1 protein-coding gene is annotated in these 855 nt (G+C 71.0%); it reads right to left on the bottom strand.

Features of this window, described 5'->3' with window-relative positions:
- Window positions 1-855: methyl-accepting chemotaxis protein (locus tag N878_RS22950; protein ID WP_021445843.1), on the bottom strand; the 855-nt coding region annotated here is incomplete at both ends.

Genomic DNA, 855 nt, shown 5'->3' with positions numbered 1-855 from the left:
AAACCGCGCCCCGCCTCGCCGGCACGCGCCGCCTCGATGGCGGCGTTGAGCGCCAGCAGGTTGGTCTGCTCGGCCACCGACTTGATCACGTCCATCACGCTGCCGATCTTGTCGCTCTCCTGCTGCAGGCCGTGCATCGCCTCGCTGGAGCGGCTGACCTCGGCGGCCAGGCGCTCGATCTGGACGATCACCTCCGCCACCACCTGATCGCCCAGGCGTGCCTGGCCGTCGGCATCGTTGGCCGCCTGCGAGGCCTGCTCGGCGTTGCGCGCCACTTCCTGCACGGTGGCCGACATCTCATGCATGGCGGTGGCCACCTGGTCGGTCTCGCTCTTCTGGCTGTTGACGCCGGCGCTGGTCTGCTCGGTGACCGCCGACAGCTCCTCGGCGGCGCTGGCGATCTGGGTGACGCTGTCGCGGATGCCGCCGATCAGCTCGCGCAGGGTCGTGGCCATGTGCTGGATGCCCTGCTGCAGCTGGCCCATCTCGTCGCGGCGGTCGACCCGCACGCTGGCGGTCAGGTCGCCGTCGGCGATGCGCTGCACCGCGCCCAGGGTGTCCTGCAGCGGACGGGTGATCTGCCGGGTGATGACCCAGGCGGCGAGCACGCCGAACAGCAGGGCCAGCAGCGTGGCGCCGATCTGCAGGCTGCGCGCCTGGGCGCTCTCGATGGCCATGCGCTGCATCTGGAACTGGTACAGGGTCTCGCTGATGCGCACGATCTCGGCCTGCTGCTCGGTCATCTCCTGACGGGTGCGGGCGATGTCGGCGGTGGCGGCCTTGAACGCCTGCACGGTCTGCTCGAACTGGCCGAGCGCGGCGGCGATGCGCCGCACCGCGTCCTGCTGGGCGCTG

It is taken from the genome of Pseudomonas sp. EGD-AK9, assembly GCF_000465935.2.
Taxonomy (GTDB): Bacteria; Pseudomonadota; Gammaproteobacteria; order Pseudomonadales; family Pseudomonadaceae; genus Aquipseudomonas.
This window is presented reverse-complemented; position numbering and strand designations above follow the sequence as displayed.